The sequence below is a fragment of the Rhodococcus sp. P3_B8 genome (assembly GCF_056402775.1).
In genome coordinates, this window is record NZ_JBFUGT010000003.1 from 125,510 (window position 1) to 151,779 (window position 26,270).

Consider the following 26,270-nt stretch of genomic DNA (forward strand, 5'->3'; position numbering starts at 1 on the left):
CCGCTCACGCACTCGCTACATCGGTGGGGAGGGAAACGGTGATCTCGTGCCCGAGCCGGTCGCGCTTGGCGCGAAGATACTCGATGTTGTGGGCGGTGAGGGTAGTGGGCAACGAATAGCGCCCCGTGATCTCGATGTCATACCCATCGAGACCGCCGTACTTGGCCGGGTTGTTCGTGATCAGGTGCATGCGCCGTACCCCCAGGTCGCTGAGCATTTGCGCGCCGATTCCGAACTCACGGGAGTCGACAGGCAGACCGAGGGCGAGGTTTGCGTCGAGTGTGTCGTAGCCTTGTTCCTGCAGCGCGTAGGCCCGAAGCTTGTGCCCCAGCCCGATCCCGCGCCCCTCCTGGCCGCGCAAATATATTAGAATTCCGCGGCCCTCAGCGCCGATAAGCTTGAGAGAGTCGGCAAGCTGCGCCCCACAGTCGCATCGATGCGAGCCAAACAGGTCACCCGTCAGGCACTCACTGTGCACCCGAACCAACAGGCCGTCGGGTGGTGAATCAGTGGGGTCACCCATCACGAGCGCCAGGTGCTCGATGCCGTCGAGGGTGTTGCGATAGGCGACGGCCTGAAACTCTCCGTATGCGGTGGGAAGCGCGGCAGCCCCGCTACGCTCCACCAGCCTGTCGTGGCGACGCCGGTACCGAATCAGATCTGCCACAGAGACCACTGCCAGCCCGTGCGCCGCGGCAAAGTCACCGATCTGCTCACCACGCAGCATGGTTCCGTCTTCGTTGATCAGCTCCGAGATGACGGCCACGGGGTACTTGTCGGCCTGCGTCAGCAGATCGACAGCGGCCTCGGTATGCCCGGCACGTTTGAGTACTCCGCCCTCGCGTGCGCGCAGCGGAAACATGTGCCCGGGACGGGTGAAGTCCTCCCCTGTCGCGTCCGGATCAGCCAGCGTGTTCGCGGTCGCGCAGCGGTCGGACGCACTCACCCCAGTCGAGACGCCCACATGGTCGATGCTGACGGTGAATGCCGTTTGATGCGGATCGGTGTTGTCGCCCACCATCATGTCCATCCCTAGGCGATCGAGCAGTGCCCCCGGCATCGGAACGCACAGGATCCCGGTCGTGTGCCGGATCATGAACGCGATCTGATCGGGTCGCGCATCCGCCGCCGCGACGACAAGATCCGCCTCGTTCTCCCGGTCGGCATCGTCGACGACAATCACGAGCCGACCCGCACGGAGGTCGGCTACAGCCGCCGAGACGGCGTCGGGATCGGCCACCATCCGCTCGTCACCCTTCCTCCCTAGGTCACAAAGTCGCGTCTGCACAATGCCTCCAACAGGGCCTCAAATGAGTTGATGCTCCCGGGGATCGGCCCTGCCGTTCAGCCCCGTAGCATCCGGTAGTAGAAGTCTGACGCCCCACGGCAGCTAAGACTGTGACCTGGATCCCCCGACATTCGGCCGCCGCTGCCGCCGTGACCAACGCGGCATCGATAGATGTCCCTGACAGAGTCCGCCCGCGCACGAAAAGCGCAACGTCCCGCGTCTGCGCGGGATGCTTTGGATGCGCACTCCGGCAAACACGATGATAGCGCCCCATGGGGTGGTGGGCTTGAGGGTGAATCCTCGGTGCCTACTCGCCACGGTTGATCGCGGCGATGGTCCCAGTATCGCCGCTGGGATCCAGCAACGCCATCGACCCCTCCGAGAGGTAGCGGCGCTCGCCGGACTGCCACTCGTCGTGCATGTCGGCCAGGACCGCACCGACGAGTCGGATCACGGCCGCCTCGTTCGGGAAGATGCCCACGACACGGGCTCTGCGCTTGATCTCCTTGTTTACCCGCTCCAACGGATTCGTCGACCAGATCTTCGACCAGTGCGCCCGCGCGGAAATGTGCTGAACGCCAAGACCTCTGACTTCGCCTGGTCCATCAAGGGACCGATCTTGGGGAACCGGCCGGCCAACTGATCGCGGACCTCGTCCGACGCGGAGGCCGCGGTGGCGGGATCGGGCTGGGCGAAGATCGTGCGCAACACCGCGGCGACCATGTCGGAGTGCGACTTGGGGACGTGCGCCAACAGGTTTCGCGCGAAATGCACTCGACACCGCTGATGCCCCGACCCCTGGAACGAACGCCGCAGTGCCGCGACCAGCCCGGCATGCTGGTCACTGATGACCAGTCGGACACCGGACAGGCCGCGTTTCTTCAGCGAAGCTGAGGAAGCCGCGCCAGAACACCTCGTCCTCACTGTCCCCGACATCGAGGCCTGGGGGTACCACCCGCTTGCGGGGGCGGACCTCACGGCGCACCCTCGGCGGTGATCCCCGTGGCGACCACGACCGCCATCGAGGTCACCTGCGAAGAGGAGTTGCCCGCGTACGTGCAGGTAGGTCGCGTCGAGGTAGACGTAAGGAAACGCGGTGTGGTCGAGCGGTCGGGTCCGGAACGCGCCGACAACTTCGCCCCGGCCGGCGCAGATCCGCGACACCTCCGACTTGGAAATACCCGAATCGATTCCCAGAGCCGCCACGAGGTCGTCCACGCTGCGCGTGGAAACTCCGTGCACGTAGGCCTCCATCACCACCGCGTACAGTGCCTGGTCGAATCCGTCGGCGGGGCTCGAGGATCGAGGGGTAGAACGAGCCCTTGCGCAGTTTCGGGATCCGCAATTGGACGTCGCCGGCTTGGGTGGCCACCAGCCGGGGCCTGGCCCCGTTGCGTTCGGTCGTGCGGGCCTCGGTGCGTTCATAGCGGCCCGCGCCGATCTGTTCGGTCGCTTCGGCTTCGATCAGTTCTTGCATGACCATCCGGACCGATTCACGAATCAGATCCACGCCTTCTCCGGCACGGAATGCGTCGAGTAGCTCGGACAGGGCAGACTGGGACAGGGCCATCGGTGGACCTCTTTCTTCGATGGGTGCTTGGCCGTACACACCGAAGATCCCGCCGATGCCCCTCTCTACGTCGGAGCCGCGCCGCTCAGCCCCAAACCCCACCACTCCATGGGACGCCTACAACACGATCTGTGACATTCACGCCGGGGCGGGTGCAGCGTGCCGCGGGTCCACGCGGAACTACGCCTCGGGTGCGAGGAACGCACCGCGGCAAACGCATCACACTGGTCGGCTAGTCGATCGCCGACCATATGCGGACCGATCTGGAGGTCGACGCTTGCAGGTAGCGTTGTGGCGGTTCCACACGGGGTGGGGGCGGTCCCGCAATTCGGCAAGCAGATCGCATTACGCGTCTCGGGTTTCGGGTTTCGGGTTTCGAGTGTGCGCCGCCGGGCTGCTGGGATCGTTGGGCCGCACCGTATCCAGCGTCAACAGCACCATGATCGAGTCGTTCAGGTCGACGCCACGAATACTCCGGGTTCTGTGTGATCGTCACGACCCCGCACCGACCGACATGACTTCTGCGCTGGGAAGCGCTTCATGACGTGCCGTTTCCGCGTAGACGGCACGGACAACTTCGTATGCGCGGCGTCGATACTGGGTTGTCGGCTGCTCTCACTCGCGTGACCTCGCTGCTCACCTCCTCGGTTGGACCTCAAGCCGAACAAGGCGAAGTGACGGCGATTCGAGCCGTTGCCGCGGCTATTCGCCGAATCCCATGACGTTGCTCCATCCGTCGACGCGTCGAGCTGGGCGCGCGACGCGCTCATCTACTAATCAAGTCTCGTGAGTCCCCTCCACAACCCATGCTGCGACCTGCGTCCGGGAGGTGAAGCCCAGTTTTGCCAGGATGTGCTCCACGTGCCCTTGTGCGGTGCGGGGTGAGATCACCAGGCGGTCGGCGATGGCCTGATTGGTCAGGCCTTCGGCGATCAGTTCGGCGACTTGGCGTTCCCGCTTGGTCAGTCGCATCGACGCGTCGGTGTCGGACGTAGAGGTGCTGGACGGTTCCTCGTGGAGGGCGTAGGCGATCGCCGCATGGAAGCCTAGTCCCTGGCCTCTGCGGTGGGCGGCTCCGAATACCTTGTCGCCGATTTTCTCCCGAGCTCTTGCCTCGCATTCATTCTGGTAGACGAAAAGATTGGAAAGCATTACCGCAGGGGTACCCATTGACCGCGCCAGCTCTTCTGCGGCTCCCAGCAGAACCGCGGCCCTCGGTGCGTCGTCTAGTTCGCAGGCGATCCAGGCCAGTGCTTCGAGGCTCGCTGTGGCGATGCGCGGGCTATGCACCTGCCTGGTTAGCTCCAGCGTCTGCTCGAAAAATTGCACCGATCGATCGGTACCACCCTGTCGCCATACGGAAATACCCAGGGCCCAAAGCGAGTACGACCGATACATCTTCTCGCCATACTGCTCCGTTATCGCGAGCACACGCTCGTGGCATTCAATACCCCGCTCTCCCATGCCGGACAGCTCATACGACAACCCCAACAGATACAGGGCGGATACTTCGAGCGTTCGGTCTCCGCTTTCGCTGAACGCCGTGAGCGCGGTTTCCAGTTGAGAGCATGCCCGTGGGAAATCACCTCTGCAGGCAGCCAGCACGCCGCCGGCGCAGTCGACGTAAGCGCGCATCATTGGGTCGCGGGCCTGCGCTGCGAGAGTCCGCGCCTCCTCGACGAGTTCTATCCCGGCCAGGAAGTCGCTCTGCACGCTGGCCATCACGGTGGCGCAGTACAGCGCCTTGACCCAGGCGAGGGTGGGTGGGCCGCTTTTGCGGGCGAGCAGTTGTTCGAGCCTGCGTCGCCCCTCGTTGTAGAGGCCCTGGGAGGTCCAGAACGGGTGGAGTGCGGCGGCGATACGTAGGCCGGCGGCGGTATCGTCGTCGATGCTGAATTCGAGGGCTTCGCGGAGATTCGGTTGTTCCCGTTTCAGACGGGCGATCCACTCGAGCTGGCGGGCACTGATCCACTCGGCCTCCGCGGCGAGCGCCAACGCCTCGTACCAGTCCCGGTGCCGGCGACGCAACGCCACAGCCTCACCGGTCTGCTCGAGTTTCTCGTAGCCGTATTCGCGGAGAGTCTCGAGCATCCGGAACCGCACCACCGACCCGTGCTCCTCCCGGATCAGAATCGACTTCTCCACCAAGGACGTCAGCGTGTCCAGCAACTCGCCCGGGTCGAGGTCGGCGCCGCACACCCGCTCCGCGGCATCGAGTTCGAAGCTTCCCGCGAACACCGCCACCCAACCCCACACCAGTTGTTCACCGGCGGTGCACAATTCGAAGCTCCAGTCGATACACAACCGCAACGTCTGCTGCCGCGTCGGCGCACCCCGGCTGCCGCGAGTCAGCAGGGCATAGCGGTCGGTCAGGCGCCCCAGGATCTGCTCCGGCGACATCGCCCGCAACCGCGCCGCCGCCAACTCGATCGGCAACGGCAACCCGTCGAGCCGGTGACAGATCCCCGCCACCTCCGCCGCGTTCTCCTCGGTGATAACGAATCCTGGGACGGCGGCAGCGGCGCGTTCGGTAAACAACGTCACCGCATCGTATTTGGGTAACCCGCGCAGGGAGGGCTTCCGTTCGGGATCGGGGACGGCCAGCGGGGGGACCCGCAGAACCGCTTCCCCGCCGATTCCCAGGGGTTCGCGGCTGGTGGCCAGCATCCGCAACCGCGGGCACACCCGCAGCAGGGGTCCGGCGAGTTCGGCGACCGCGTCCACCATGTGCTCGCAGTTGTCGAGGACCAACAACACCTCTCGCGGGGCGAGGAACTCGATCAGGACCTCCCGCAGCGGCCTCGCCGAGTGGTCCCGGACTCCCAGTGCGCCAGCGAGGGCGTCGATCAGCGACGACTCGTCTCGCAGTTCGCCCAACTCGACCAGGCGCACACCGTCGGCGTACTCGCGCTGCACCGCCGACGCGACCCGCATCGCCAGCCGGGTCTTGCCGACACCCCCGATCCCGGTCAACGTCACCAGCCGAGACCCGGTCAGCAGGTTCTTCGCCTCGGTGAGCTCGTGTCGGCGGCCGACGAAACTGGTCAGTTCCAGGGGAAGGTTCCCCGTCGTGATGGGAGCGGAGGCACCTGCGCGGCTCGGTCGCACTTCGGAACCCGGTCGCCGGTCGTTGCCCTGTGTATCGGGTTCGGCCCGAAGGGGCATCTCGTCGACCAGAAAGTCGTGGGCACGTTGCAGGGTTCGCAGTTCCTCTCCGAAGTCGGCGGCGGTAGCCGGTCGCTGGTCGGGCACGCGGGACATCGCGCGGGCGATCACCGCGGACACGTCGTCCGGGAGCCCCCGCTCGCGCAGGTCGGGCACCTCCTGTGTGGTGATCCGCAGGAACTGGGCGACGACCTGTTCGCCGCTGCGACGTTCGAACGCGGCATGGCCGGTGAGGGCACTGAACAGGGTGGCGCCCAGGCCGTAGACATCGGCTGCCGGACTGGGCGGTTCACCGCCGAGAACCTCCGGCGCGGTATACGCCGGCGACCCGGTCACGGCACCGGTCGCGGTCTCGAAGCCGCCACTGATGTGCGCGATACCGAAATCGGCCAACTCCGGCTCGCCGTAATCGGTGAGCAGGATGTTCGCGGGTTTGACGTCGCGATGCAGGACACCCAGTCGGTGCGCCGACTCCAGAGCACCTGCGATCTTCACCCCGAGCCGCAGCGCCTGACCCAACGGCAGCGGACCATGTCGGCGGATCCGCACGTCGAGAGAATCCTGCGGGTGGTACGGCATGACGGTGTAGGGACGGCCGCTGTCGGTGGCGCCGACCTGCAGAATGTTGACGATGTTGGGGTGCCCGGTCAGCCGCCCCATCGCCCGTTGCTCCCGGAAGAATCGGGCCCGGTTCTCCTCGTCGAGTTCGACGGTGAGCACCTTCACCGCGACCGTGCGATCCAGGTCCGCCTGCGTGCAGCGGTAGACCACACCGAAACCGCCACGGCCGATCTCCTGAACGTCAGCGAAACCAGATCCACCGAGTTCAGCGGCCGGGGACGGCGGGTACCGCTGAGTGTCGAGCGGATCACCTTCACCCATCGGACGGTCTACTCACTCCGTCGGCTCATGGTGCCATGCGCTGGTCCCGACGGCACGACCAGCACACATGCAACCTTGGACTCACCTCTCGATCGCGTGCCCTCAAGGATATCGGGCTTCCGTAAGCCCTGACGTCGACTACGCCGAGTACACCGAGGCCCAGTGGGATGCGGGGTTCGACCCGTACCGGGACCTGCCGACAAGGTGGGTGGCATTCGTCGATTGGCGGATCCTGTTCGAGAAACAATTTGAGGCTCCACGTCTGTATGTGCCTGATGACTACCACCTCGCCGATTCCCGTCACCGACTCGCCGCGGACGCGATCCTTCGGGTTCCCCGACCGTAGAGGTCCCTTCTGGTCTACTTGCCGCGGGTCAACCCTGCAACCGTGCCGCCGCAGAACTGGTGTCATCCAGGCGAGAAGTTCTGGACGATTCGATCAGCAGCGCAAGGCGCGCTGACACCGCTGCCTGGGTTCTTGCGGGTGGTGCCCGACCTGGTTCTCGCGACTACGCGGGTGTCGCGAGCGGTGTGATGGGCAATCGTCGAGACATCGATCAGCGAGGGGCCACCGGCGCCAGTGTGCGGGACGCCCCCCATACTCGATGTCTCTCGATGCTCCCGCCGATGATTCGCCGTACACCGTGGCGCATCGTTCCTGCTGGTCACATACTCTTCGCACACACCGGGGCATGGCGCCCGCACTGCGCCACTAGCGGCGTCTGCCGGCAGCGGCCCATGTACGGGCCGGTTCGGCGGGCTATAACAAGACCCTGCCCTCAAGCGCCAATCTACGGTAGACTTCTATATAGAAGCGAGTCTAATACCTGCCCGGAACCGAGGAGGGGACATGGCGCACAAGACCGCGGCCTCGGGCTACGAGTCCGATCCGCAACAGCGCAGCGGCGTGAGCGACCATGAGTTCATCGCCCGGATGCGAGCCGAGCTGTACAAGAGGCCGAGCATGCGGCTGGTCGCCGACAGGGTCACCCACATCATGCTGGCCGGGCGGATCGATCGGGACGACCCGATCCTTGAGCTGATCGAGTCGGACGACATCCTCGACGAGAAGGCGGTGCTCAGTGACGCCGTCGAACGCATCCTGTCGTTCCCGCATCTGTCCGCCAAGGAGGTCGCGGACACCTACGACAAGAACTGGGCCAATCCCAGCGATGCGCTGCGCAAGCTCAGTGCCAAAGGGGAGGTCATCGGGCTCAAGCGGGCCGGGAAGTTCCGGTATCCGGAGTTTCAGTTCTCCCTGGCGGGCGAGGCGAGTCAGGTGGTGCGGGAGGGCAATGTGGCTCTCGGTGCCCGGGATGATCCGTGGGGTGTCGCGTCGTGGTGGCTTTCGCCGAACCCGTCGGCCGAAGACCGCAAGTCTCCGGTCCAACTTCTGGACGAGGGATCGTTCGACGCCGTGCGCGCGTTGCTGCGTGCCGAGATCGCCGACGACATTGCCTAACCGCCCACCGCCGGTATCGGTGACCGCGCACGTCGGGTCGCTCGGCGCGGGAACCAAGCTCTGGCGTATCCACTCCGGCGACCCGAACCGGGGTGTCCTGACCCTGAATCCGACCCCGGCGGGAGCGGGAGGCGGACGGTTCGACTCCTCCGACGGGTCGTACCACTACAGCTATTTCGGGGAGGACATCTCCACCTGCATCGCGGAGACCTACTGCCGGTCGCTGCCGTTGGATGATCACGTTCCGAGAATTTTGCGGAAGGCCAAGCTGGCCGGTCGAGTCCTGTCCCAGGTCACCGTGACCGACGATGTCCCGGTCGCGCTGGTGCACGGCTCTCATCTGGCGGCGATCGGTCAGGACACCTGGCTGACGAAATGCGATCCCGTCGACTACCGGATCACCCGGGACTGGGCGGCATCGATCCTGCACGGGACCGACGGGGTACTTGGTATCAAGTACCGGGCACGTAACGACGAGGACCGGTTCTCCGTCGTCATGACGATCAATCCCAATGCCGGTGTGGGGCTGCATGATCTGATGGCGGTGTCCCGGGGCCCGATCGTGCTCGATGACCGAGCCGGGGTGGAGCTGGTCAGATCCCATCTCGCAAAGTACAACGCAACGCTCATCTAAGCGTGTACGTCGATCTCCTCCTGTCTTCACGGCGTTGGGCGTGGGAGATAAAACGATGAAAAGCCAACCGTCAGTACAGTATTGTTCCCTGCCTATCAACGAGACCGTGACAGACCGCGGAGCAAAGGACATCCATGGGACGCTCGAAGAAAGCAACGCAGGCCACGCAGGCCGCGAAGAAGTGGCGGAACAAGGCCAAACGGCAGACCCCCGGCACAAACCCGATCGCGAACGTGAGCTTCCTCGACTCCAGGGCAATGGTCCTCACAAACCCATTCGACGCGACCGCAGGAAGCGCGCTCATCGAACTGGCACCGGAGCTGACCGTCGAGGAGTACCACACACTCCGGGACACTGGAGACAACCCGAATCCTGATGAGTACGACCTTGTCGATCCCACCCTCACGCGCATGCTCACGGGTCGCCGTGAGTGGGAGAGCTATGAAGACGGGACGTGGGATCACGTTCCGAACCGGGACCACGTCGCAACGGCATGGGGTGAGTTCGCCCAACCATTACACATCGCGGTCGGCTTTACCGCTGCCGATGGACCCCGGTGGGAGGTCCACCATCCCTCCCCGGACGAGGATTTTCGCACCCCTGCCGAGACCTACACCAGCCGAGACGCCCTCCTCGCCGAACTCGACCGACTCGAACACCTGGGCCACCAGCCGATAGACACCCGACCAATTCCCTGAACCAGCCGGCAGCACGTCGGGCTGTGCCACCGTCGACCTTGCGGACGACACCTTCAGGATTGTCGACGCGGACCGTCCACGCGGGGGTCCCACCCGACGTGTTCGGCACCGCCCTCGGACGGGCCATGCGGTGTCAGTGGGCGTCGTGGAAAGCTTGGACGATCTCGGCACGGATCCGGCCCCGGGAGGACATTTCGTAGCCGTGTTCTGTCGCCCACTCCCGAATCTTCTTGACCTCGCCCGTCCTCGGCGTCGATCCGATCGGGTCCGTTACCCGATTCGAGCGGCGCTTCCTGCCGCCGACCCTCCTGGAATGAGYAATCCAGTAGTCGAGAGCGTCGCGGAACTCCTTGGCGTGCTCGCCCTTCAGGTCGATCTCGTACTCGACGCCATCAACCGCGTAGTGGATGCTCTCCCCCTCGTCACTGAACACGGTCCCGTCGATATCGTCCACCAACTCCACCACAGCCCTATGCGCCACCGATTCCACTCCCACCTTCATCGATACGAACGAAACAACAGTACTCGCGCCGGACACTGCATCACCGCTAGCTACGCTAGCTATGATTGCATCGCACCAGATGCCGGCGATCACTCTCGTCGTCGTACAGCACCCTGTCATCGTGTGTGAGTGGCCGCCGCCGCAATCCTTCGAGGATCCTCATCACCAGCGCCAACCGGCTTTTCACCAGACAATCCCGACGCACGCGACCCATTGCCATTTTCGTCACTGTGATGCAATTCGAGCGCCGGGCGCCGAACCGCCCCTCCGATCGCCCCGTCCGACCACCGAACCATGAAGCCGCAGAAGCACTCTCCGGCCTGCATGTGCGGCATATTGGCATCCGCCTGGTCGGAGGCACGTCGGGCTGCCGCACCCCCTGTGTCCACCGCCGCCTGCGCCCACCCCCGCTCCCCCGTGCACAAAGTCCGCTGGCGTAGTACGACCCAGCCCTCAGGTGCGGGCGAACTCCCGCGGACCGGCCTCCAGGCCTTCGACGTCGCACGAAGGAAACGCGCTCACTCGGCGCGGCGCCGCCGCGGTTTGCGGATGTCGGTGCGCGCGCCCTGACCCGGCCTGTTGTTCGCCCACTCAACGATTTCCGAGCGCTTCCACAGCGGAGTGCGGCCGATCTTCTCCACCGGCGCCGGCGCCTGCCCACGAGAGACGTACCCGCGGAACGTCGAGACCGACAGCTCGGTACCCGTTTCCTCCTTGATCAGGTCGATGACCTGATCGGTGGTCAGTCGATGTGGGTTAGCCATCTGGTGAGAGTCCTTCCTGTTCATCGCCTTCTCGGCGATGGGAGTGGTAGTTCGGTTGCAGTCCGCAGACCCGCTGCGACGTGACGCCAGTCGATGCGGGACTATCCTCGGAATGACCCTACAACGGCGTGCTGTAATGGCCGAGAGCATCTGCGTGGGGTGCGGTCGAGGTCCATACGTTCCAACACTACAGCGATAAATTGCAAGGTTGAGCCCTCGGAGAGGAGGCCTCCAGCTGGGACACGACACGTCCCCGAACATCATGTGTCCCTCCTCGAACCGAAAGGACCTGCTCGCTTGCGACAGTAATGTCGACATGTCGTTGTCCTCACGGCCGACCTCGCGCACACTTTGCCGAGCTGCGCGCGGAAACTTCCACGTCACGGTCCGCAGCCAATCGGTCAGGGGTGTCTCCCGAGTGCAGCTGCCGCAGCGAGAACGACCTGCCTCGTCCGGGAGCCGATGGACTCAGTGCCGACTCGCCGGGGCAGTGACGACACGCGGCATGGCGACCGCCGTCACGCGTCCTGACATGGCCGTAGACCGTCCGTGCGACCATGAGCTCCCCGGCGCCACGCGCGGCACCACCGCATGCCGGGCATCGGGCGGGAGGTCACGTGCCGCCGAAGTTGAGAAGAAGTGCCGACAGTCACATCGCACGAACTCAGGCGCCACTACCTCCTCATGCCCGTCCCCGCCGGTCACCCGAAACCGCTGAGCGCAAACGCATTCCAGGTTTGGCGCCGTCGGGTAGTCCACACCGCCGGTTGCACCGACACGGCAACAAGGCCATCGGCACAGCGACAGATCGACCCACTACGCCACCGCGTCAACCCCCTCGCCACCTCGACCACGTACCCTCACCCGCTGGAGACAGCACACAAGAGGAGAGACTGCATGGGGGTCGGATCGGTGCACGAAACGCTCGTCGACTACGACGGAACGGACTACCGCCGGGCGTTGGGCGCGCAGGTCACCACAGACGCGCGACACGACTTCGGCATGCCGGCAGTGGTCGCGCGATGAAGCCCGTCGAAATCGCCGACGGCGTCTTCTTTGTGCACACCGAGATGGTCAACTGGGTACTGCTCACCGACGGCGACGCGGTGACCGTGATCGACACCGGGTACCCGGGGCAGCGCGGCGACGTCGAGGACTCGATCCGAGCGATCGGCCGGAACCCGCACGGCATCGAGGCCGTGCTCATCACCCACGCGCATGTCGACCACATCGGCAGCGCACAGTATCTCGCCGACACCTATAGGGCGCTGGTACTGGTACACCCTGCCGAGGTCGCGCACGCCCGCCGTGAATTCCACGAGGTCGCGACACCCTGGGATGTGCTCAGCAATATCTGGCGACCCGGGGTCCTGCAGTGGGCAACAAAGCTGATCCAGTTGGGTGGCACGGCCAAGTACGGCATCGACTCCCCCACCGCGATGCCCGTACCCGGCGCCCTGGACTGCCCGGGTGCCCCCGTTCCGGTTCTCGCGCCCGGCCACACCTCCGGTCACACCATCTATCACCTTCCCGATCGCGGTGTGGTGATCTCCGGCGACGCCCTGATCACCGGGCATTTGACCTCACCGGTCTCCGGACCTCAATTGTTGCCGCGGTGGTTCGACCACGACCGCACCGCGGCCGCCGAGTCGCTGCGCATCATCGGAGAGTTGGACGCCGACATTCTCGTGCCGGGACACGGGCCGATCCATCACGGCTCCGTCGCCGAAGCAGCCGCCACCGCGCGAGAACGCGTCGGGTCCGCCCGGTAAACGATTTGGAGTGTGCCGATCACGCTCATCCGGTGACGGCCATCCGCTCACCCTGGACCCCACCCCCTGCGGGGTCACCCGGGCAGACATCCCTCATCGACGGAAAGGCGAATCAGTCGGATCGTCGTGGACCTCGGCAGAAGACCGGGAGCGACCGGCGCGGGCAACACCCTTGCTCACCCGGGAATCTCGGCTGCTCCGGGTATGACGGTCCCATTGCTAGCAGTGCAATCAATGCAAGCGCCGCTAGCGATTGGGGCGGGCTTGGGCGGGTGGGTTTTGAGTGCCGTGTTGCGACCTCCTCAGTCCCCGGGTCAGAGTTTGCGGGCGGAGATCTCCACCCCTGCGCCGCGCAGTCGTTCGACGAGCACGTCCCCGAGCGCGGTGGCTGGGGTGAGGACGCCCGCCTCCTCAGGAAGGCGATCTCGGTCCAGGACGAGGCTCAGTGTCGACTCCCCCAGCAGGACCGCGGTGGCGCGGTATCCGGGATCGCCCTGTGCCTTCACCCGGGCGGCGTACCGGGCGCCGGTCGCGGTGGTGGTGTAGATGTCCATCGCGAAGTACCCGTTGCGTTGCGTCGTGTCGCTGGGTCCCTCGCCGGGTGCGGGGAGGATGCGGTCGAGGAGAAACCGGGTGGGCGGCAGGCTGAGACCGAGGACGAGCCCGCCGAGGATGCCGGCGACACCGGCCGCGTAGAGACGGGAGAGTCGCGAGTCCCCCACGCCCATCACCTCCCGGTATTTGAAGGTGCGGCCGTACGCGAAGTCGCGCAGGGCATTGGTGCGCCGGACGATGCGGGTGGTGTAGGAGCCCATCACGAACGGGGCCTTCCACCCGCGTACCTGCGGGTCGATGTCGGCGCCGTCGACCACGGCGACGTCGGACTGTCGGCCGAGGTCGGGTTCCTTCGTCCGGTCGGGGCTGAGCGAGTACGGGGAGGCGGCGAGCCGGCGCAGGGCCACATCCTTTTTCGATTCGTCGATCTGGGTGCGCAGCGAGTCGATCGTCCCGCCGGAGACTCCGCCGCTCAGCGATGCGACCAGGGTGGTGTCGGTCAGTTCCCCCGCATCGTCGGCCTGGACTCTTTGGTGCAGTACGTGCACGCCCAGGTCGGCGGGGATGGAGTCGTAGCCGCAGGAGTGCACGATCTTCACACCGTTGGCGCGAGCTTTGTCGTGGTGGGCGTCGATGCTCCCGCGGACGAACAACTCCCCGGCCAGGTCGACGTAGTCGGTGCCGGCCGCGACGCAGGCGGCGACGAGTTCGGCCCCGTACTTCGCGTACGGGCCCACCGTGGTCGCGACAAACCGTGTGCGGGAAGCCAGCTCGGCAAGCGCGACGGCGTCACTGGATTCGGCGAGGACCATCGGCCGGTCGGTGGCGCGGGCCCCGAGCGCGGACCGCGTTGCCTCGAGTTTCGCCTGGGACCGTCCGGCGAGAGCGATCCGCACACCGTCCGGGGCGGTGCGGGCGAGATAGTCGGCGAGCAACCTTCCGACGAACCCGGTGGCACCGTAGATGACGAGATCGAGTTCGCGTCCGCTGTCAGTCATGCGCCTGCCCGGGCCCGCGGCCGTAAGGGTGGCCGGCCCTCGAAGCTCACCCCTGGTATCTGGTTACGCGGAGTTACAGATACCTCTTCTGCCTGATCGACCCCCATTAGGCTCGCGCGTTGGCCGCAATCAACGCACGCTGGAATTCGGCCAGGACCGACAACATGCCGAACATGGCGCGCCCTCGGAGGTCGCGGTGTCGATGCCCTGCTCGAGGACCTTCAGGCCGATGCCGCGATCGCGCAGGTCGGCGCCGAGGGTGATCAGGTGCAGCATCGACCGTCCGAGCCGGTCGAGCCCAGTGATCACCAGGACGTCGTCACCGCGGAGCCGCTGCAGCACCAGATCGAGTTGGGGCCGTGACGCTTTGGCACTGCCCGCGTGGTCGATGTGGATGTTCTCGGCTGCCACTCCGGCGCGGCGCAACGTATCGACCTGGTGGTCGGGGCTCTGGTCTGTCGCTGGAAGACCCGTGGCGTAGCCGATCATCATGTGTCGACAGCATCACGGCTGGGGTTTTTGGACATAGTTTCTCGACACGGGTTTTCGACGCCATTTTCCCGCGATTTCCGCAGTTCGTAATGGTTGTCGGATCCAACGATTTCCGTCACATGCCATGACGACTATGGTCACCAGGGAGCGGAGTCTCGATGGTGAAGAGGAGTGTCGATGGCAGGCTCGACACGATCGAGATCCGGCGCCAACCAAGTACCGCAGATCGAACTTAGGTACGAGAGATGCCAGGTCGAACTGGTCGTCTACCGACATTGCGGTGGTCGTCTTCGTTCGGACCGTCAGCGGCCCGTCGCTTCAGATCTCCCAACCAAAGACGCGGCCATTCTTGTGTACGGGATGGATGAGATTTCTCGTTGCGGCAGCAACCCGGCCCGATGAGATTAACGTCGCGTTTGGCAAGTACGTCGAACGCTTCGATCACCGGCTGCATAGGCCGAGGAGCGGATCGCGGCCGCCGCCGTGTGGTGGTCTTGCCGGGCATCGAACCCCGCCGGCCCGGTCGCTCGAAGGACGGGGTCCCCCGCCCGTGGTGCGTGCGCGCGCTTGCCCGGTAGCCGCCAGCTCCAGCACCACTCGAACAGGATTGAACCCATGACGAATATACGCATCGAGGTCCAGTACAACCGGCTGCGGACGCCGCGTTCCGCGGCGATCGCGGGCATCGTCTTCGGAGCGCTCTTCATCCTCAGCATCGTCCTGCTGATCACGGCGATGCCTGCCGCCGCGGGAGCCCCCTGGGTACACGGCGGATCGAAGATCACCACCGCCCTGTCCCTCACCCCGATCGCGGGCACGGCGTTCCTGTGGTTCATCGGGGTCCAGCGCGACCGGTTCGGCGACCTCGAGGACCGCTTCTTCACGACGGTCTTTATGGGCAGTGGACTGTTGTTCCTCGGCATGACCTTCGTCTCGATGACGCTCGCGGGCGCGCTTCTCGCCGTCTCCCGCGGCTCGACCGTCGCCGAAAACGAGATCGTGTACTTCGGGCGGGAAGCGATGTTGCAGGGCAGCAACGTCTACGCGATCCGCATGGCCGCGGTGTTCATGATTTCCCTGGCCACGATCTGGTTGCGCACCGAGTTGATGCCGCGAGGGGTGGTGATCACCACCTACCTGCTCGCACTGAGCCTGTTGTTGGTGGCCGGTTTCAGTATCTGGGTGGTGCTGGTCTTCCCCGCCTGGGTGATAGCGGTCAACGTCTACATCCTCGCCACCGATCGACACCATCTCCCGGACTGACACCTGCCGATGACAGCGCGGCGCTCCAGCCCCGACGCGTAGACGACCAGCGCACGTTCCGCGCGCCAGGACCGAGGCGATACGCACGAAGGTGCCCCACCCGGGAAGCCGCACGGGCGTCGATCGATGCGTCGGAGTCGAATCGCGTCATCCTCGCGTGTCCGGTGCCGACCGACCCAGGCAGGGTGACGCCGGTAGCAGGTGGCGTAGCGGTCGGCCAATCTGCGTCCATCGATTAGTCGTCGGTGTTGGGTCGTGAGGAGGCAGAATCTCACTGTGAACGATGAAGGGCCACGGGCTCGCCCACGGGGTCATAAGACCGCGCGGTTGGAGGCCTTAAGCGACGGTGTGTTCTCCATCGCGATCACCCTTCTCGTCCTCGAGCTCGGGGTTGCCAGCAGTTCCGAGGACGACCTGCTGGGCACGCTGGCCGACCAGTGGCCTTCTTACCTCGCCTACTTGGTGAGTTTCGCGACCATAGGTGCGGTGTGGTTCGCGCACACGGTGATCACCGAGTACCTCGACCGTGCCACCCCGGTGTTCATTCAGCTGAATCTGATACTGCTCATGGTGGTGGCGTTCCTCCCATTCCCGACGCGGCTGCTGGCGGAGTTCATCGGCGAATCGAACGCTGAGCGCGTCGCGACTACCGTCTTCGGGATCAACCTGCTTCTGACGGCGGTGCTGGTGTGGGTCCTGTGGCGTTACGCGGTTCACGCGCGGCTGGTGCGGCCCGACGTGACGGACGAGAACCTGAAGATGCTCACCAAGCGGCTCTCACCCAGCGTGGGCGCCTATGTGGTGATGATCGTCCTGGGACTGTTCCTGCCGGTTGTTGCGGTCTTCGGCTACCTGGCGATCGCGGTGTTCATTCTCCTCCCGTTCGCCGCGACCCGGCACCGGTCGTCTCATCCATAGCAGGGATCGCGACGGGTCAGTTGTCCGCGCCTCGACTTTTGAATCGAGCGAGCCTTCCACGGCTCATCGAACGTCGCGATCCCGACGGTCCACCTCGAAGGCATCCTCGCGGTCGTCGGGCACCCACCCGCCCCAGCATGTGGGGATGATGACCGGCTACTTCTCAACATATGGCTACTTCTGCTGGGTACTGTGACCGGGCTTGACCTCGACGACTGCTCTGCGAGAACCTGCTTTGGTAGGTGCAAACGCCCAACCTGCGGAACCGTCGTGCGAACAGGACCCCGTCATGGACACTGCTCGATTCTTCGAACTGGTGACGGAGTCCTTCGAAGTCCTCGGTGTCCTGTCGATGGTGGCGGGGTTTCTCCTCGCTTTTGCCTTCGCGGCCCGAACATGGAAGCGAACAGGCGATGGTGGTCGGGCGTTCAAAATGCTGCGTAACGCGCTGGGCGGAGCGATCCTGTTCGGCCTGGAGCTGCTGGTTGCCGCGGACATCGTCAAGACGGTCACCTCGACGCCCTCGCTCACGGACGCTGCGATCCTGGGTTTGATCGTGCTCATCCGGACCGTGCTGAGCATGTCCATCGAGATCGAGATCGACGGCGTCGCCCCCTGGAAGAAGGCGTTCGTCACCGGACCGCAGGTCCTCGCGCAGGCAGCCCGGCGATCGGGAGGCCAGGACCGGTGAGGGGCCGGGGCCGGGGTCCTCGGGGGTGTGGGTCTGCGGAATCTGGCCGACACGATCGACTCGCCCAACCCGGCCGACCCGAGGCCCTGTTCGGGCAGAGGGAACGCACCTACGCGGTCGAGCGAGCCACCCACGCTCGCAGGGTGGCCACCGAGAAAGGGCTCACGCCAGACATGCGAAGACTTCAAGATCAGCGGCAACGACGAGCCCGCCGGGTGTACGGTTCAGCGTAATTTGACCCCTGACGCGTTGAACAGCCCTGTCTCCGTGGAAGATTCAGTCCGGGGTTTCTGGGGGAGTCGAGGGCCGTCGCGGTACCGACCGGATCGGGCAACTCAGTCGGCGAGGACGGGGCGGTATCAGGCCGTGCCGTTGCCGGAGTGTCGAACGACCCTGGTTATCACCGGCCGGTAGTGCTTGGCTGGAACGTGCAGGGGAACCCGAGCAGGAGCCGATGTCATGGCCAAACCATTCAGAGGTGTCGTCAATCTCGATATTCGTGACTCGGTCCCGGACTGGGGACCGTACGAGCAACCGAAGGCACCGTCCGGCGCACCGAACGTGCTGTACATCGTCCTCGACGACGTCGGGTTCGGCGCCCTGGGCTGTTACGGCGGCCCGATCGACACACCGAACATCGACAGGATCGCCGCGAACGGGCTCCGCTACACCCAGTGGCACACCACCGCCCTGTGCTCGCCGACCCGGTCCTGTCTGCTGACCGGCCGCAATCACACCACCAACGGGATGGCCTGCATCAGCGAGGCCGCGGTCGGCTTCCCCGGCGCCAACGGGCACATCCCGCCCGAATGCGCCACCCTCGGCGAGGTCCTGGTCGAGCAGGGCTTTTCCACCGCGATGGTCGGCAAGTGGCACCTGTGCGCCGAGGACGAGATGAACCTCGCCTCCACCAAACAGAACTGGCCCGTCGGCCGCGGCTTCGACCGCTTCTACGGCTTCCTCGGCGCGGAGACCAACCAGTGGTACCCGGACCTCGTCCACGACAACCACCCCACCCAGCCACCGGCCACCCCGGAGCAGGGCTACCACCTCAGCGTCGACATCACCGACAAGGCCATCGAGTACCTCGACGACGTCAAGGCGATCGCCCCCGACCGGCCGGTGTTCCTGTACTACGCACCCGGCTGCGCGCACGCCCCGCACCAGGTGCCCCGCGAATGGGCCGACCGCTACCGGGGCAAGTTCGACGACGGCTACGAGGCGATGCGCGAGCAGATCCTGGCCCGGCAGAAGGAGATGGGCCTGGTCCCGCCCGGCACCGAACTGCCCCCGATCAACCCGATCGGGACCCCCGACACCCGCACCGGACCCGACGGGCAACCGTTCCCGCCGCTCGACTTCACCCGACCCTGGGACACCCTGGCCGCCGACGAGAAACGGCTCTTCGCCCGGATGGCCGAGGTGTACGCGGGGTTCCTCTCGCACTGCGACCACCAGATCGGCCGCCTGATCGCCTACCTCGAGGAGATAGAACAGCTCGAGAACACCATCATCATGCTGGTCTCCGACAACGGCGCCAGCGGTGAGGGCGGCCCGGACGGCTCGGTCAACGAGAACAAGATCGCCAACGGCGTGCCGGACGATATGGCCGAGAACATGAGGATGATCGACGAGCTCGGCAGCACCAAAACCTACAACCACTACCCCAATGGGTGGGCGATGGCCTTCAACACCCCGTTCAAGATGTGGAAGAGGTACTCGTACAACGGCGGCACGTCCGACCCGTGCATCATCTCCTGGCCGGCCGGGATCGCCGCCCGCGGCGAGACCCGCGACCAGTACCACCACGCCATCGATCTGGTCCCGACCGTGCTGGACTGCCTCGGGCTCGCACTCCCGGACACCGTCAAGGGCCACACCCAACACCCGCTGCAGGGGGTGAGCATGCGGTACAGCTTCGACGCGGCCACCATCCCGACGGCCAAGCACACCCAGTTCTACTCGATGCTCGGCACCCGAGGCATCTGGCACGACGGCTGGCAGGCCGTCACCACCCACCCGGCGATCAGCGGCTGGGGCCGGTTCCCCGACGACACCTGGGAGCTCTACCACACCCAGATCGACCGCGCCGAGCTGCACGACCTCGCCGCCGACGAGCCCGGGCGGCTGGCCGAGCTGGTCGGGCTGTGGTTCCACGAGGCCGGCGCCAACCAGGCGTTCCCCCTCGACGACCGCTCCGCGGTCGAGATCCTCACCACCGCGCGCCCCCAGCTCGCGCCGCCGCGCAACCGCTACGTCTACCGCCCGGGCGGCGCCGAGGTCCCCGAATCGGTCGCGGTCAACATCCGCAACCGCTCCTACTCGATCGGTGCACTGGTCGATCTCCCCGAACCCGGGGCCTGCGGGGTGCTGTTCGCGCACGGCAGCCGCTTCGGTGGGCACGCCCTGTACGTCAAGGACAACCGGCTGCGCTACGAGTACAACTTCCTCGGCAGCGACGAACAGCGSATCGTCGCCACCGAGGACCTGCCGACCGGCGAGAACCTGMTCCTGGCCGCCTCGTTCGACAAGGACGGCGAGGACCCGCCCGGCACCGCCCACGGCACCCTGACCCTGTACTACGGGGACCGGAAGGTCGGCGAGGGCAGGATCAAGACCCAGCCCGGCAAGTTCAGCATCGCCGGCGAGGGCCTCACCGCCGGCCGCGACACCGGCGAACCCGTCACCGACGACTACCCCGGCACCGCCCCGTGGGCATTCACCGGCGGCACCCTGAACCGGGTGGCCGTCGACGTCAGCGGCGAACCCTACGTCGACCTCGAACGCGAAGCCGCCGCCATGCTCTCCCGCGAACAACAGCAACCCGCGTCGAGCCGAGCGAGCCGCTCCGCGCCCGACGAGGCGGAGCCACCCTCCGGGCGATACGGGTTTTCGCCCGGAGTGTGACCCGTGCCGACGGACCTAGAGAACCGCACCCACCGAGGAACGGAGCAGGCAACCGCAGGGGGGTGCTTGCCCGGGCTGCCACCGTGCGGTGGTCGTGCGTGTAGCGATAGCTGCGGAACGCAGGTCGAACTCTCTGCCATCCAAGGATGACCACGCACCCATCGAGTCTCGAGGGGAGTACTACTTGATTGTCGGCATCCACTCACCTACCGCGAGGCGTCAGGTCACGGAAGCTGTCGAGCACAGGCATGCCTTTTCCCGGCCCCGTCGCTCGGCGTCGCTTCCGCTCTCTTCATTTTCGAATGTGTAGCGAATTGTGAACGGTTTGTTCGTGATGAAGAGGATGACGCAGTCGCTTTCCTCGGTCGCACCGTGATACATCGTCATGCCCTCGGGGAACCAGACGAAGGACCCCGGGCCGAAGTCCCCCTTGTGGGTCCGCAGGGTCCCGCTGAGCACATACATGCCGTGCGCGCAGTCGTGGGTATGCCATGGGTTGATGAATCCGGCGTCGTAGCGGAGAAGCATGCGGGACATTCCGGTGTCGGGATCTGCCGTGAACGGCTTGAGCGTCAGACTCCTGCCGAGCTGTTCGATCGGCAGCTCCAGCCAGTCCATCGAGTTGGAATCGAAGACCTCGAGCTCATATCGTCCGGGTTGGCTCGACATGCTGATTACTTCCTCTTCATAGGTGTTGTGCCAGTATGCGCGTCGAGAAAAGACCCGCGCGGACCTCAGCAGATCGGGACAGCGACGCACCGTCCGTCCAGGCCGCAGGACGGACGGTACGAATTGGTCGGGGCCCACGAACAGGTTCCTCGCTCCGTGAGTGTGTGGACACGCCTGGCGCCTCGCCGGACTTGTCGGTGACGGTGAACATTCCGCCTGCTCGACCGGATCACGACGCACTCCGGCATCAACCCTCGGACCACACGGAAATACGGAGATGCGGATAAGCAGAAAAGCGGAGACAAACGAGGGGGCGGGCGCCCTCGCTGCCCTCCTGGCAGGAACTCGTCGCATCGTGACGGCTCGGCGCGTGCCTGCCCGTCGGGGTCACTCGGCGTTGCCGGTGGGGAAGAAGACCGATCCGTCGCTGCCGACGCATCCGCCCTGGACGGGTCCCGGCCCGAAGGTACCGTTGACCTGGCCGGTTCCACCTCCGGGGTTCGATCCGACTCCTGCCCCGCCGGCTCCGAATGCGCCGCACGTGTAGCTGTTGGAATCGCCCGGGTCGTTATCGAACTGAACCTGCGTCCCTGGTGTGTTCGGATCGCCGTGCATGTGCGGAGCGGCCGCTGCGACGCCCGGAGCCGTGAACAGGGCGATGGCGGCCGCTGCGATGACCGCACGCCTGGTGATCGTTGTCATGGTGGTCACTCTCGATTCGGTTTCAGCCGACACCAGTGCGGGAGTCGTGATTTCCTCGCCGGCCGGGCGCGTGGAGCGCCGTCACCTGGTGATGGACCCATTATCGTCCCGGGCTGGACGGCGAGATACCCCTGATGTACGACCGATCAGAGGCCCCCCGCGGCCGGTCTCGACTTCGAGGGCATCGATCCGGCGTCACACGGTCGCCGCCGTAGTCGTTGCCGCCGCGCTCCGCTCCTTGGTGCTGGGAAAGCTCAGCGGCTTCGCGAAGGGAAACGCGACCGTCTTCTGCTTCGGCGGCACGGCGCCGTTCTTCTTCACCGGCAGCGTGGCGGTGAAGAAACCCAGTTGGTCGGTCCCCGGGGCACGGCCCCTGGCTGGTTGTTCCACCGGCCAGGGTCGATCTACCCGGTGGAGCCGTGCGTGCTCGGGTCGGCGGTCAGGTCGTCGGTGTCGGCGAAGACCAGGCGCCCGTCGTCGAGGGCGACCGCCCACCGGTGCAACGGCGCCCAGGCGTGCCCGCGCTCGTCGGTGTCGGTCAGCTCGGCGTAGTCCTCGATGATCCGACCGGTCTGGTCCGCTTCGGACGGCCGGCGCACCAGCACCCGCGCGCCCGCGCAGAGCGGACCGGGTTCGGGTTGCGGCTTGTGTTTCTTCTCGGGCATCGGTCTGCACCTTCCGCTCGCACCGACCCGGATCATAAGCACCTCGCCGACGAAACCTCATGCTCGACGCTGTCAGGGGGCACCCAACGATCGACAACGATCCGACCCGGGCTCCTGTGATTGCCTCGGCCAACGGCGGTTCCGGACCGCCGGGAGGACCGCAGGGACCGGCGCTGACCGCAGATTCGGCGTTGCGTGCGGGTTCGTGCGGGCGGGCATACTCGTTCCCGTCCGCGCGCCCCGCGGGCGGCGATAGCGTTGTGTGCAGCACTGCACTCCGGGCCCAGGCGAGGGCCCGTGAGCGTTCCGAGTCGAGGAACGGGAGTCGCCATGGTGGAGCGAACGGGTGTGCGTCTCGAGGTTCTCCCGATTCCCGGTCGGCCTTGTCTCGGCCTGATCACCTTCGACGGCAAGGATCGTGTTCTGGAACCACCCGGCCGGGGCCGTGGTCGGCTGGACCGTGCTGCTCGCCCTCTCGCGCTACTGCTGCTCGAGATCCTCGTCCGGCCCGTCGTCGCGCGGGCCCGGCAGCACGGCGATGAGGCGGTGCCGGCATGACGTGGGCGCTACCGGCGATCGCCGCGATGTTGCTCGCCTATTCGGCGGTCTCCGGCCGGATCGCGGGCACCCCGATCACCGCTCCGATCATCTTCACCGTCGGCGGCCTGATCCTCGGCGCGAACGCGTTCGGGTTGATCGATGTGCACGCCGGCGCCGAGGTGGTGAAACTGCTCGCCGAGGTGACGCTCGGGCTGGTGCTGTTCTCGGACGCCTCCCGGGTGAACCTGCCCACCCTGCGCGCCGAGATCTCGCTTCCCGCCCGACTGCTCGGCATCGGCCTGCCGCTGACCATTGCGGCGGGTTTCGGCGCCGCACTGGTGATACTCGGTGACCTTGCCTGGCCGGAAGCGTTGCTGCTCGCGGTGATCCTCGCCCCGACCGACGCCGCCCTCGGGCAGGCGGTGGTGACGCTGCCGATCCTGCCGTCGCGGGTGCGGCAGGGTTTGAACGTCGAGAGCGGGCTCAACGACGGGATCTGCGTGCCGCTGTTCCTGGTCGTGCTGGCGGTCGCGGAGGCCGAGGCCGGCGCGATCGGCGGCGGCGCCGGCGCCCGCCTGCTCACCGAGCAGATCGGGTACGGCGTCCTCGCCGGCGTTGTGGCCGGGGCGATCGCCGCCGCGCTCCTGGTCACCGGCGCCCGCCGCCGCTCCCTCGACCCGTTGTGGGCGCAGATCATTCCGGTGACGGCGGCCGCGCTCGCCTACACCGCCGCCGTGCCCCTGGGCGGGTCCGGGTTCATCGCCGCGTTCGTCGGCGGGCTGACCTTCGGCGCGGTCCGCCACCGCGCCACCGACCACCACGAGGGCGGTGGTACCGGTGGCGAGGCCGAGGGAGAGGACGAGGAGGCCGACATGCTCGACGAGGCCGGCGAAGTGTTCAGCGCCGTGACGTTCATCGTCTTCGGTGCCGTGCTGCTCGGTCCCGCGCTCGGGCATCTGTCCTGGGCGGTGCTCGGCTACGCGGTGCTGAGCCTGACCGTCGTCCGGATGGTCCCCGTCGCGCTGTCGCTGATCGGGACGCACCCGCGCGAACCGACCGTCGCCTTCGTCGGCTGGTTCGGCCCGCGCGGACTGGCCACCATCGTCTTCGTCATCCTCATCCTCGAAGAACCGGACGAGCTGCCCCACGAAGGGCTGCTCGTCACCACCGCCGTCATCACCATCGCGCTCTCCGTCCTGGCCCACGGCCTCACGGCCGCACCCTTGGCCGACCGCTACGCCGCCTGGTTTCGGCGTCACCCCCGCCGCGAGGACCAGCCCGCACCCGGCACCCCGGCACCCGGCACGCCAGGATGACGACGGGGACATGACGATGAGCGAGACCCGATCCGCCGCCCCCGACACCACGACCGGAGCCCGCCGCTGGTGGGCGCGGGCGGCGTTCGCACTGGCGATCCTCGCGGTGGCGGTGCCGCTGGTGTCCGCCGGACTGCTCAGCACCGTCGGGAGCCTCCTCGTCGGAATCGGCGGCGTCGTCGTCATGGTCGCCGCCCTGTACTGGTTCCTCGCCAGTCGCGGTGTGCTGCGCTGGATCTCGCTGGCGATCGCGATACTGTCGCCGATCGTCATGCTGGTCCTCTTCATCCGCGCCCACCTGCTCGCCGAGGTCGTCACCTCCATGGTTCTCGCGCTCCTCACGGTGCCCTGCGCCCGCGCCGCCCTGCGCGGACGAACCTCGGACAGCGCCGTCCGCGAGGTGCCCGCCCCACCGGTACGGCATCCGGTGCTGATCATGAACCCGCACTCCGGTGGCGGCAAGGTCGCGAAATTCGACCTGCAACGCAAGGCCGAGGAACTCGGCGCCGAGGTGGTCCTGATCGAAGGACCCGGTACCGTCGACGTCACCGAACTGGCCCGGCAGGCCGTCGACCGCGGCGCCGACCTGCTCGGCGTGGCCGGCGGCGACGGGACCCAAGCCCTCGTCGCGGGGGTCGCGGCAGAGAACAACCTGCCGTTCCTGGTGATCAGCGCCGGCACCCGCAACCACTTCGCGATGGACCTCGGACTCGACCGCGCCGACCCGAGCCGGTGTCTCGACGCCCTCCGCGACGGCGTCGAGCTCGCCGTCGACCTCGGCCGGATCAACGGCCGCCCGTTCGTCAACAACGCCTCCTTCGGGGTCTACGCCGAGGTGGTCCGCAGCCCCGCCTATCGCGACGACAAGGCCGGGACGGTGCTCCAGATGCTTCCGGACCTGCTCGCCGGACAGGCGGGTGCCCCACTCGTCACCCGGATCGGGAACGTCACCGTAAGGAACCCGCAGGCGGTACTGGTGAGCAACAACCCCTACGGCACCAGCGATCTCGCCGGTCTGAGCCGACGGGAACGGCTCGACCGCGGCGTCCTCGGCGCCGTCACCGTCTCGGTCGCCAACGCCCGCCAGGCGGTCGGGCTGCTGCGCCGCGCGAACGTTCGGGGCTTGACCCAGCACACGACCACCGAGGTGATTGTCGACGCCGACACACGGCAGACCCCGGTCGGCGTCGACGGCGAATCCCTGCTCCTGACCACCCCGGTGCGCTGCACCATCGAGCCCGGCGCGCCCTCCGGATCCGTGTACCCCGCGACCGCCCCGGGGTCCGCCCCGCCGAACCCACCGTCGACTGGGTCCGGCTCCGCGAACTGGCCTGGCACCGTCAGACCCCGCCGTTGCCGACGCAGGGAGACCAGTCATGACGGCCGAGCAACACGACGAGTGGATCGACGGGCGCCGCTGTCTCGGTCTCGACGTCCTCGCCCGTTCCCGCGGCGACAATGCCGCCACTACCGAACCAAAGCAGGAGGTGGCACCCGGTGCTCACCGCATAGCCCCACGAGGAGTCACGCGACACCTCGTACACCACGTCCTGGGACTTGACCAGACGGAATTATCCGGCGACTCGGGTGGTCCGGCGCCGGCGCCGCGGTGGTGTGTCACCAGTGTGACTTCGCCGGTTGCACCAACCCCATACACAAGCGGTTGGGGACCAACGCCGTCAACCGCACCGAATGCCACCTACGCCCGCCGCAACCTCGCCAGCCCCCTCGCCGATGTCCGCGGCCCCCGCCGGCCGCACCCGCGCCATCGCCGCCGCCATCCGCACCCGGACTCGCCTGCGGCGAAGCCACCGACA

Annotated in this window: 21 protein-coding genes and 2 pseudogenes; 12 read left to right on the top strand and 11 right to left on the bottom strand. The window is 66.4% G+C overall.

Features of this window, described 5'->3' with window-relative positions:
* Positions 1-4 precede the first annotated feature (4 nt).
* From AC1D1G_RS02920 to AC1D1G_RS02930, 3 genes and pseudogenes are all read right to left on the bottom strand, one after another.
* On the bottom strand, positions 5-1,243 hold the full coding sequence (locus AC1D1G_RS02920) for a bifunctional 3,4-dihydroxy-2-butanone-4-phosphate synthase/GTP cyclohydrolase II (RefSeq protein ID WP_477951009.1): 1,239 nt from the start codon (positions 1,241-1,243) through the stop codon (positions 5-7).
* 352 nt (positions 1,244-1,595) lie between these two features.
* A pseudogene (locus AC1D1G_RS02925) lies at positions 1,596-2,858 on the bottom strand (IS256 family transposase).
* A gap of 777 nt (positions 2,859-3,635) precedes the next feature.
* Positions 3,636-6,905 (bottom strand): protein kinase domain-containing protein, encoded by a 3,270-nt coding sequence (locus AC1D1G_RS02930; RefSeq protein WP_477951011.1) that lies wholly within the window; start codon positions 6,903-6,905, stop codon positions 3,636-3,638.
* An 850-nt stretch (positions 6,906-7,755) separates the two neighbouring features.
* Here AC1D1G_RS02930 and AC1D1G_RS02935 point away from each other — a divergent pair.
* From AC1D1G_RS02935 to AC1D1G_RS02945, 3 genes are all read left to right on the top strand, one after another.
* The gene (locus tag AC1D1G_RS02935) at positions 7,756-8,367 is read left to right on the top strand and encodes a hypothetical protein (protein ID WP_477951013.1); all 612 of its coding nucleotides are present in this window, start codon (positions 7,756-7,758) and stop codon (positions 8,365-8,367) included.
* A 19-nt stretch (positions 8,368-8,386) separates the two neighbouring features.
* Positions 8,387-9,001 (top strand): RES family NAD+ phosphorylase, encoded by a 615-nt coding sequence (locus AC1D1G_RS02940; RefSeq protein WP_477951015.1) that lies wholly within the window; start codon positions 8,387-8,389, stop codon positions 8,999-9,001.
* A gap of 134 nt (positions 9,002-9,135) precedes the next feature.
* The gene (locus AC1D1G_RS02945) at positions 9,136-9,699 is read left to right on the top strand and encodes a hypothetical protein (protein WP_477951017.1); all 564 of its coding nucleotides are present in this window, start codon (positions 9,136-9,138) and stop codon (positions 9,697-9,699) included.
* Positions 9,700-9,832: 133 nt separating this feature from the next.
* Here AC1D1G_RS02945 and AC1D1G_RS02950 read toward each other — a convergent pair whose 3' ends face one another.
* Positions 9,833-10,180, bottom strand: coding sequence for a histone-like nucleoid-structuring protein Lsr2 (locus AC1D1G_RS02950; protein ID WP_477951103.1), 348 nt, complete (start codon positions 10,178-10,180; stop codon positions 9,833-9,835).
* 539 nt (positions 10,181-10,719) lie between these two features.
* Positions 10,720-10,965, bottom strand: coding sequence for a helix-turn-helix transcriptional regulator (locus tag AC1D1G_RS02955; RefSeq protein WP_037235132.1), 246 nt, complete (start codon positions 10,963-10,965; stop codon positions 10,720-10,722).
* Between the two features lie 897 nt (positions 10,966-11,862).
* Here AC1D1G_RS02955 and AC1D1G_RS02960 point away from each other — a divergent pair.
* Both AC1D1G_RS02960 and AC1D1G_RS02965 read left to right on the top strand, forming a co-directional pair.
* On the top strand, positions 11,863-11,991 hold the full coding sequence (locus AC1D1G_RS02960) for a hypothetical protein (protein ID WP_477951019.1): 129 nt from the start codon (positions 11,863-11,865) through the stop codon (positions 11,989-11,991).
* Positions 11,988-12,737 carry an MBL fold metallo-hydrolase gene (locus tag AC1D1G_RS02965; protein WP_477951021.1) on the top strand — a complete coding sequence of 250 codons (750 nt, stop codon included), beginning with the start codon at positions 11,988-11,990 and terminating at the stop codon, positions 12,735-12,737. The genes AC1D1G_RS02960 and AC1D1G_RS02965 overlap by 4 nt, the downstream gene beginning before the upstream one ends.
* Before the next feature lie 314 nt (positions 12,738-13,051).
* On the opposite strand, the gene AC1D1G_RS02970 is transcribed toward AC1D1G_RS02965, so the two are convergent.
* Positions 13,052-14,290: a saccharopine dehydrogenase family protein gene (locus AC1D1G_RS02970; RefSeq protein WP_477951023.1), complete on the bottom strand. Its 1,239-nt coding sequence runs from the start codon at positions 14,288-14,290 to the stop codon at positions 13,052-13,054.
* Positions 14,291-14,419: 129 nt separating this feature from the next.
* Positions 14,420-14,782 carry a recombinase family protein gene (locus AC1D1G_RS02975; protein ID WP_477951025.1) on the bottom strand — a complete coding sequence of 121 codons (363 nt, stop codon included), beginning with the start codon at positions 14,780-14,782 and terminating at the stop codon, positions 14,420-14,422.
* A 615-nt stretch (positions 14,783-15,397) separates the two neighbouring features.
* Here AC1D1G_RS02975 and AC1D1G_RS02980 point away from each other — a divergent pair.
* The 4 genes from AC1D1G_RS02980 (at position 15,398) to AC1D1G_RS02995 (ending at position 20,561) form a co-directional block, all read left to right on the top strand.
* Complete coding sequence (locus tag AC1D1G_RS02980; protein WP_477951027.1) at positions 15,398-16,045, top strand: hypothetical protein; 648 nt, start codon at positions 15,398-15,400, stop codon at positions 16,043-16,045.
* Positions 16,046-16,372: 327 nt separating this feature from the next.
* Complete coding sequence (locus tag AC1D1G_RS02985) at positions 16,373-16,963, top strand: TMEM175 family protein (protein ID WP_477951029.1); 591 nt, start codon at positions 16,373-16,375, stop codon at positions 16,961-16,963.
* A gap of 289 nt (positions 16,964-17,252) precedes the next feature.
* On the top strand, positions 17,253-17,654 hold the full coding sequence (locus tag AC1D1G_RS02990) for a DUF1622 domain-containing protein (protein ID WP_477951031.1): 402 nt from the start codon (positions 17,253-17,255) through the stop codon (positions 17,652-17,654).
* Positions 17,655-18,113: 459 nt separating this feature from the next.
* Positions 18,114-20,561 carry an arylsulfatase gene (locus tag AC1D1G_RS02995; RefSeq protein ID WP_477951033.1) on the top strand — a complete coding sequence of 816 codons (2,448 nt, stop codon included), beginning with the start codon at positions 18,114-18,116 and terminating at the stop codon, positions 20,559-20,561.
* Positions 20,562-20,780: 219 nt separating this feature from the next.
* On the opposite strand, the gene AC1D1G_RS03000 is transcribed toward AC1D1G_RS02995, so the two are convergent.
* From AC1D1G_RS03000 to AC1D1G_RS03015, 4 genes are all read right to left on the bottom strand, one after another.
* A complete protein-coding gene (locus tag AC1D1G_RS03000; protein WP_477951035.1) occupies positions 20,781-21,230 on the bottom strand; it encodes a cupin domain-containing protein in 450 nt (149 codons plus the stop codon).
* A 387-nt stretch (positions 21,231-21,617) separates the two neighbouring features.
* On the bottom strand, positions 21,618-21,932 hold the full coding sequence (locus tag AC1D1G_RS03005) for a hypothetical protein (RefSeq protein WP_477951105.1): 315 nt from the start codon (positions 21,930-21,932) through the stop codon (positions 21,618-21,620).
* A gap of 195 nt (positions 21,933-22,127) precedes the next feature.
* A complete protein-coding gene (locus AC1D1G_RS03010; RefSeq protein WP_179443463.1) occupies positions 22,128-22,322 on the bottom strand; it encodes a hypothetical protein in 195 nt (64 codons plus the stop codon).
* A 14-nt stretch (positions 22,323-22,336) separates the two neighbouring features.
* Positions 22,337-22,597 carry a hypothetical protein gene (locus AC1D1G_RS03015; protein WP_477951037.1) on the bottom strand — a complete coding sequence of 87 codons (261 nt, stop codon included), beginning with the start codon at positions 22,595-22,597 and terminating at the stop codon, positions 22,337-22,339.
* A gap of 330 nt (positions 22,598-22,927) precedes the next feature.
* On the opposite strand from AC1D1G_RS03015, the gene AC1D1G_RS03020 reads away from it, so the two are divergent.
* From AC1D1G_RS03020 to AC1D1G_RS03030, 3 genes and pseudogenes are all read left to right on the top strand, one after another.
* On the top strand, positions 22,928-23,155 hold the full coding sequence (locus tag AC1D1G_RS03020; RefSeq protein WP_095870935.1) for a hypothetical protein: 228 nt from the start codon (positions 22,928-22,930) through the stop codon (positions 23,153-23,155).
* The gene (locus tag AC1D1G_RS03025; RefSeq protein WP_477951040.1) at positions 23,152-24,453 is read left to right on the top strand and encodes a cation:proton antiporter; all 1,302 of its coding nucleotides are present in this window, start codon (positions 23,152-23,154) and stop codon (positions 24,451-24,453) included. Before AC1D1G_RS03020 ends, AC1D1G_RS03025 begins: the two co-directional genes overlap by 4 nt.
* Positions 24,454-24,469: 16 nt before the next feature.
* A pseudogene (locus tag AC1D1G_RS03030) lies at positions 24,470-25,833 on the top strand (diacylglycerol/lipid kinase family protein).
* The last annotated feature ends 437 nt before the right edge of the window (positions 25,834-26,270 follow it).

Bases quoted from the DNA above. Each gene is read 5' to 3' on its own strand.
- AC1D1G_RS03005 (WP_477951105.1), bottom strand. From the start codon at position 21,932: ATGACAACGATCACCAGGCGTGCGGTCATCGCAGCGGCCGCCATCGCC.
- AC1D1G_RS02930 (WP_477951011.1), bottom strand. From the start codon at position 6,905: ATGGGTGAAGGTGATCCGCTCGACACTCAGCGGTACCCGCCGTCCCCG.
- AC1D1G_RS03015 (WP_477951037.1), bottom strand. From the start codon at position 22,597: ATGCCCGAGAAGAAACACAAGCCGCAACCCGAACCCGGTCCGCTCTGC.
- AC1D1G_RS02945 (WP_477951017.1), top strand. From the start codon at position 9,136: ATGGGACGCTCGAAGAAAGCAACGCAGGCCACGCAGGCCGCGAAGAAG.
- AC1D1G_RS02965 (WP_477951021.1), top strand. From the start codon at position 11,988: ATGAAGCCCGTCGAAATCGCCGACGGCGTCTTCTTTGTGCACACCGAG.
- AC1D1G_RS02955 (WP_037235132.1), bottom strand. From the start codon at position 10,965: ATGGCTAACCCACATCGACTGACCACCGATCAGGTCATCGACCTGATC.
- AC1D1G_RS02920 (WP_477951009.1), bottom strand. From the start codon at position 1,243: ATGGTGGCCGATCCCGACGCCGTCTCGGCGGCTGTAGCCGACCTCCGT.
- AC1D1G_RS02975 (WP_477951025.1), bottom strand. From the start codon at position 14,782: ATGATGATCGGCTACGCCACGGGTCTTCCAGCGACAGACCAGAGCCCC.
- AC1D1G_RS03000 (WP_477951035.1), bottom strand. From the start codon at position 21,230: ATGTCGAGCCAACCCGGACGATATGAGCTCGAGGTCTTCGATTCCAAC.
- AC1D1G_RS02970 (WP_477951023.1), bottom strand. From the start codon at position 14,290: ATGACTGACAGCGGACGCGAACTCGATCTCGTCATCTACGGTGCCACC.
- AC1D1G_RS03020 (WP_095870935.1), top strand. From the start codon at position 22,928: ATGGTGGAGCGAACGGGTGTGCGTCTCGAGGTTCTCCCGATTCCCGGT.
- AC1D1G_RS03025 (WP_477951040.1), top strand. From the start codon at position 23,152: ATGACGTGGGCGCTACCGGCGATCGCCGCGATGTTGCTCGCCTATTCG.
- AC1D1G_RS02990 (WP_477951031.1), top strand. From the start codon at position 17,253: ATGGACACTGCTCGATTCTTCGAACTGGTGACGGAGTCCTTCGAAGTC.
- AC1D1G_RS02980 (WP_477951027.1), top strand. From the start codon at position 15,398: ATGACGAATATACGCATCGAGGTCCAGTACAACCGGCTGCGGACGCCG.
- AC1D1G_RS02935 (WP_477951013.1), top strand. From the start codon at position 7,756: ATGGCGCACAAGACCGCGGCCTCGGGCTACGAGTCCGATCCGCAACAG.
- AC1D1G_RS02960 (WP_477951019.1), top strand. From the start codon at position 11,863: ATGGGGGTCGGATCGGTGCACGAAACGCTCGTCGACTACGACGGAACG.